The sequence below is a fragment of the Glycocaulis sp. genome, from assembly GCF_052168375.1.
Classification (GTDB): Bacteria; Pseudomonadota; Alphaproteobacteria; order Caulobacterales; family Maricaulaceae; genus Glycocaulis.
In genome coordinates this window covers 1-5,848 of record NZ_JBQLZR010000256.1, presented here as the reverse complement: position 1 = coordinate 5,848, position 5,848 = coordinate 1, and the positions used below count along the sequence as shown (strand labels likewise).

Sequence of the window (5,848 nt, the reverse complement as noted above, 5' to 3'; positions counted from 1 at the left end):
CGATCGCCTCCAGCCTGGCCGGCTGGGTCAATGCAGGCCTTCTGGCCTTCACCTTGCGCTCGCGCAAGCTGCTGCAGGTCGATGCCCGCCTGATGCGTACCGCGCCGCGCCTGCTGGCCGCCGCGCTTATAATGGCCGCCATTATCTGGCTCCTCGCCCGCTGGGTTCCAGGCATGGTAGACGCTGTCCTGCCTGCGCTGCCGGGCAATCTGCACATTATGGCCAGCATGATCGTCGTCGTCGGTGCGGGCATGGTCGTTTTTGCGGGCGCCTGCCTTGCCATCGGCGCGGTCCGGCTGGCGGATCTGGGCGATGCGCTGCGGCCCCAGCGCGGCGCTCGTGAATTGCCGCCTGCCGACAGTCCCGGCCCGTAGTCCCGGCGGATGAAGCGCGCGGCGCTTGAGCGATCCCCGCGGCCCGGCTAAACCGGCGATCCTTCTTTAAAACCCTGTTTGCCGAGTGCCCTGCCATGAGCGAGACCCCGACCGAGTATAAAGGCCCTGAACGCATCCTGTCCGGCATGCAGCCGACCGGTGCGCTGCATCTTGGCAATTATCTGGGGGCGCTGAAGAACTGGGTCGCGCTGCAGGAGAGTGGAACACCGTGCTTCTATTGCGTCGTGGACATGCATGCCATGACCATGCCGCACGACCCGTCTGCCCTTCCCGATGCGGTGCGCAATGTCGCCGCGGCCTATCTCGCCGCCGGGGTGGACCCGGCCCGGAGCGCAATCTTTGCGCAGTCATCGGTGCGTGAACACGCAGAGCTTGCCTGGATTTTCAATTGCGTGGCCCGCCTTGGCTGGCTGGAGCGCATGACGCAATTCAAGGACAAGGCCGGCAAGGATGCCGAACGCGCGAGCGTCGGCCTCTTCACCTATCCGGTCCTGCAGGCCGCCGACATCCTGGTCTACAAGGCAACCCATGTGCCCGTGGGCGAGGACCAGAAGCAGCATCTGGAGCTGTCGCGCGATATAGCAGCACGCTTCAACCGGGATTTCGGGCGCGGCGAGGCGGTGTTCCCGCTGCCGGAACCCGTGATCATGCCCGATGGCGCGCGCATCATGTCGCTCAAGGACGGCACGGCGAAAATGTCGAAATCCGACCCCAGCGACAATTCGCGCATCAACCTCGCAGACGATGCGGACGCGATTGCGCGCAAGATCAAGAAAGCCAAGACCGATGCGGACGCCCTGCCCGCAAGCGTGAAAGAGCTGGAAGGCCGCCCGGAGGCGAAAAACCTTGTCGGCATCTATGCCGCGCTGACAGGTACGACGAGCCAGAGCGTCCTTGATGAATTCGCCGGTCAGGGCTTTGGCGTCTTCAAGCCGCGCCTGGCCGAAGTGGCGGTGGAATTCCTGAGCCCGATTGCCGACACCTATGCGCGCCTGCTTTCCGATCGCGCCGAGATCGACCGCATCCTCACCGCCGGTGCAGAGAAGGCCCGGGCGGTCGCCGAGCCAGTGGTGGCCGAGGCTCGCGATCTGGTGGGTTACTGGCGCGGCTGATTGTCCCGCGAGGACACGAAATCGTTGGAGAGGCCTTGCGCGCAAGGCCGTGTCGGGCCAGTTCTGGTGCAAAGGATGGGCGGTGATGCCTGTCCGGGAAACCGCCTCAACCCTGCTACCCGCACCGGAGACCCTCACAATGCCCCGCCGCCCCGCAACTGCCTCAACCGTCCTGACGCGCCTTGGCGCCGTCTCCCTCGCTGTAGCCCTCCTTGCCGCCTGCAGCGAGCCGGCCACACCCGCCGCTGAGGAGACGGGCGATGCTGCCGTCAGTGCTGCAGAAGAGACCTCAGCCGAAGCCAGTTCGGAGGCCGAAGCGCCAGCCGCCACCACCCCGGAAGTGCTTGCCGGGTGGGTACGCACCCCGCCGGGCGGGCGTGATGTCACCGCAGGCTATGTCACGCTGCGCGCAGGCTCGGAGGATGACCAGCTTGTCGGCGCCAGCTCGCCCATCGCCAACCGTGTGGAAATCCACACCATGGAAGACGATGGCGAGGTCATGCGCATGCGCCAGGTGGAGGCCATAGACCTGCCCGCCGGCACCGAGGTTTCCCTCGCTCCGGGCGGTGATCATCTGATGTTCTTCGGTGTCGACACGGCGGCCCTTGATGGCGAAGCCGAAGTCACGCTGGAGTTTGCCAGCGGTGCCACCAGCACTGTGCGCCTGCCGCTCAGCGCGAGCGCGCCGGACATGGGCGGGATGGAGTAGGACAAGGGACCCTCGGGGAAGCGTCTCCCAGGACGCCCCTATCGGGCGGCACGCCACTGCCCGCATTTCTGACGCGACATGCAACACGCCGCCGGATGCTCTCCGGCGGCGTTTTTGTTGAGAACATAAAAAGAACATGCAACTGTGTCGGATATTGTCATTCTGACACAAATCAGCCTAGCGGTGTTGTATGAACCAGACTGAATTTTCTGCTCTGCGCCAGTCGCTCGGCATGCCGGTCAACGAGGTCGCCGCCTTGCTGGGCGTTTCGTCTGCCACAGCTTACCGGTACGAGCGCGGCGAAAGCCTGCCAAGGCAAGGGGAGCTAACCCTGCTCAGGAACATCGCATCTGCTGGAAAGGCGAACCTGTCATGGTCCTCTGGCCGGTTCCGCTTCGTTGACCTGTTTGCCGGCATTGGCGGCTTGCGCCTTGGTTTTGAGTCCATCGGCGGGCACTGCGTCTTCACCAGCGAGTGGGACCGGTTCGCCATGCAAACCTATAAGGCCAACTTTAGGGATGATCCGTTCACCCACCATTATGCGGGTGATATCCGGCCCTATAGTGCCGATCCGTCGCTGATCCCGGTACATGACGTGTTGCTGGCTGGCTTCCCATGCCAACCCTTCTCAATTGCGGGCGTATCCAAGAAGAACGCACTGGGCCGGGCGCACGGCTTCGAATGCGAGGAGCAGGGCAACCTCTTCTTCGACGTACTGAACATTCTCAAGCACCACCGGCCTGCTGCATTCGTACTGGAGAACGTCAAGAATCTCGAACGTCACGACAAAGGCCGGACCTTCGCGATCATCAGGGACCGACTTGAAAACGAGCTGGGCTACCACATCGACTGGCGCGTGATTTCTGCCCGGCCATGGGTGCCACAGAAACGCGAACGTATCTTCATCGTGGGCTTTCGGGAGAATGCCGGTTTCAGCTTTGCCGGAATCGAGAAACAGATCCCACCCGAAGACCAGTGGCCTGTTCTCGGCGATATCCTCCAGTCCCACAACGAGGTGGATTCGAAATACACCCTGACCGAGCATCTTTGGAATTATCTGCAGCGCTACAAGGAGAAGCACGCCAGCCAAGGTAATGGATTTGGTTTCGGCCTGTGCGGCCCCGGCGATGTAGCCCGCACCCTGTCAGCGCGTTATTACAAGGACGGTTCGGAAATTCTCATTGAGCAACCCGTAGGACGCCCACGCCGGTTGACGCCGACCGAATGCGCCCGACTCATGGGCTTCGAGCGTGGCGAGCGCGAATGGAAGATTCCTGTTTCGGACACGCAAGCCTACCGGCAGTTCGGCAACTCTGTTGTTGTGCCTGCTGTTGAAGCCGTCGCTCGCCATGTCGAGCCATTTCTGGAGCGTGCGCTAGGCCTGAATATAGAGCAAGCACCGCGTTCCGGTACTAATGGCTGATATCGTCTCTCGCGAGAAACGCAGCCAGATGATGGCTGGTATCAAGGGCAAGGACACGAAACCGGAATTGCTGGTCAGGCGCGCGCTGCATGCACGCGGATACCGTTTCCGGCTTCATCGCAAGGACTTGCCGGGAAAGCCGGATATCGTCCTGCCGAAATACCGTGTCGCCATCTTCGTGCATGGCTGTTTCTGGCACGGCCATGACTGCCATCTCTTCAAATGGCCCAAGACACGGGAACAATTCTGGCGGGAGAAGATCGGGCGGAACCAGGAGCGGGATGCTGAGGCGCGAAAAGCACTGGTCACGGAAGGCTGGCGAGTTTTGGTGATATGGGAGTGCGCACTTAAAGGTGCTTTTCGGGTGCCCGGCGATAAAATTTCCAGCACATTTAAAAACTGGTTGGAGTACGGGCCAGCCTTGAAAGAGATACGAGGCAATGACTAAGCGGCTATCAAATTACTTTTCTGCTGTCGCCGCGAAGGTTTTGTCTGCGGTCGAAGTAGACACGCAGAAATCGAACCAGCATGAGTTCAACGGCTCGGTGGCACTGAAAGCCGTTCTCGGCGGTGAGAAAGCAGAGCGTTTTCCAAGCCGCTTTCTCTGGCTGGGGTCCGACGAAGAGGTGATCGACGAACTTCACTGGCTAACCTGGTATGACGCCCGCGAGCGTCATCCGACACGATCGGAATGGCGTTTGTACTTCCCATCAAACGCAGTGATGGAGCGCGCAACACCAGACAGCTTGCTACTTTTTGCCCGGCGACCGAGTGGTGAAGTTTGGTGCGTCCTGACCGATGACCAGACGGTGAAACACCAATTGCTCTGGCTGTTCGACCTCGAAGACCAAAATCTCGGATCATTTCGAGAAAAAGACATCCCTGCAGCAGGGGATCGCTCACTTGGATTTGCCGAGAACTGGATTCTCGAAGCGCTCGGCATCGAACCAGACGTTTCAACGAACGATCTTGATATTATTCTTGATAGGTTCGGGCCGACATTTCCAAAGACTGCGGAGTTCTCTGCTTTGGCGAGAGAACTTCAAGGCGCTGAGGGATTGATCGAAGAATCGGATGCAACGTTGCTTGCTTGGCTTCAACGTGAGGAGGCAATGTTTCGGGAACTGGAAAAACACCTCATCTCGGAACGACTTCAGAAAGGCTTCACCTCAGGTAGAGACGTTGACGTCGATGGCTTTATTTCTTTCTCACTCGGCGTCCAAAACCGTCGCAAGTCGCGCGCCGGGCACTCCCTAGAGAACCATGTCAATGCGATTTTTCAATCAAAAGGCTTGGTATATGAACGCGGAGCAAGAACCGAAAATCAGAAGCGACCTGATTTTCTGTTTCCGGGCACCGGTGCTTACCACGACCCGGCTTTCCCAGCTTCGCGCCTTTTGATGTTGGGCGCGAAATCCAGTTGCAAGGACCGTTGGCGACAGGTGTTATCCGAAGCTAGCCGGATTGATCGCAAGCACCTACTCACTCTGGAGCCGGGGATATCGCGAAATCAAACTGATGAAATGGCCGCATCAAACCTGCAACTCGTGGTGCCTCGCCCGCTATTCGCTACGTACGACTCCAACCAACAGAAATGGTTGTCATCCCTGACGGATTTTATCGACGAGGTGATCGTCGCGAACGGGGCAAGGTAACCCCTAATCCCCGTCCATCTTGAGGGCGGCGATGAAGGCTTCCTGCGGGATTTCGACCCGGCCAAACTGGCGCATCTTCTTCTTGCCGGCTTTTTGCTTGTCCAAGAGCTTGCGCTTGCGGCTGGCGTCGCCGCCATAGCATTTGGCCGTCACGTCCTTGCGCAGGGCCGAGAGCGTCTCGCGCGCAACGACACGCCCGCCAATCGCCGCCTGAATCGGGATCTTGAACATGTGCCGGGGGATCAGCTCCTTGAGCTTTTCGCACATGCCGCGGCCACGCATCTCGGCGCGCGCGCGGTGCACGATCATGGACAGTGCATCCACCGGCTCCTCGTTGACGAGGATCGACATTTTGACGAGATCGCCCTCGCGGTGCTCGATGAACTGGTAGTCGAAGCTGGCATAGCCCTTGGTCACGCTTTTCAGGCGGTCATAGAAGTCGAACACCACCTCGTTGAGGGGGAGCTCATAGACCAGCATGGCGCGGCTGCCCGCATAGGTGAGCTCGCGCTGGATGCCGCGCCGGTCCTCGCAGAGCTTCAGCACGCCGCCCA

At 60.2% G+C, this 5,848-nt stretch carries 5 protein-coding genes and 2 pseudogenes; 6 read left to right on the top strand and 1 reads right to left on the bottom strand.

All coding sequences use genetic code 11. The annotated features are described in order from the left end of the window. From ACTS2Z_RS10495 to ACTS2Z_RS10470, 6 genes and pseudogenes are all read left to right on the top strand, one after another. Positions 1-374, top strand: a pseudogene (locus ACTS2Z_RS10495) (hypothetical protein); the annotation flags it as partial. A 95-nt stretch (positions 375-469) separates the two neighbouring features. After that, entirely contained in the window at positions 470-1,507 is a 1,038-nt protein-coding gene (gene trpS, locus ACTS2Z_RS10490; protein WP_442573159.1) for a tryptophan--tRNA ligase, read from the top strand. A 139-nt stretch (positions 1,508-1,646) separates the two neighbouring features. Further along, positions 1,647-2,216 (top strand): copper chaperone PCu(A)C, encoded by a 570-nt coding sequence (locus ACTS2Z_RS10485; protein ID WP_442573158.1) that lies wholly within the window; start codon positions 1,647-1,649, stop codon positions 2,214-2,216. 190 nt (positions 2,217-2,406) lie between these two features. Then, positions 2,407-3,639 carry a DNA (cytosine-5-)-methyltransferase gene (dcm, locus tag ACTS2Z_RS10480; RefSeq protein ID WP_442573157.1) on the top strand — a complete coding sequence of 411 codons (1,233 nt, stop codon included), beginning with the start codon at positions 2,407-2,409 and terminating at the stop codon, positions 3,637-3,639. Further along, positions 3,632-4,087, top strand: a complete 456-nt coding sequence (locus ACTS2Z_RS10475; protein WP_442573156.1) for a very short patch repair endonuclease — start codon at positions 3,632-3,634, stop codon at positions 4,085-4,087. The genes dcm and ACTS2Z_RS10475 overlap by 8 nt, the downstream gene beginning before the upstream one ends. Continuing rightward, on the top strand, positions 4,080-5,294 hold the full coding sequence (locus ACTS2Z_RS10470; RefSeq protein ID WP_442573155.1) for a type II restriction endonuclease: 1,215 nt from the start codon (positions 4,080-4,082) through the stop codon (positions 5,292-5,294). The genes ACTS2Z_RS10475 and ACTS2Z_RS10470 overlap by 8 nt, the downstream gene beginning before the upstream one ends. Positions 5,295-5,297: 3 nt before the next feature. On the opposite strand, the pseudogene ACTS2Z_RS10465 reads toward ACTS2Z_RS10470, so the two are convergent. Next, a pseudogene (locus ACTS2Z_RS10465) lies at positions 5,298-5,848 on the bottom strand (elongation factor 4); the annotation flags it as partial.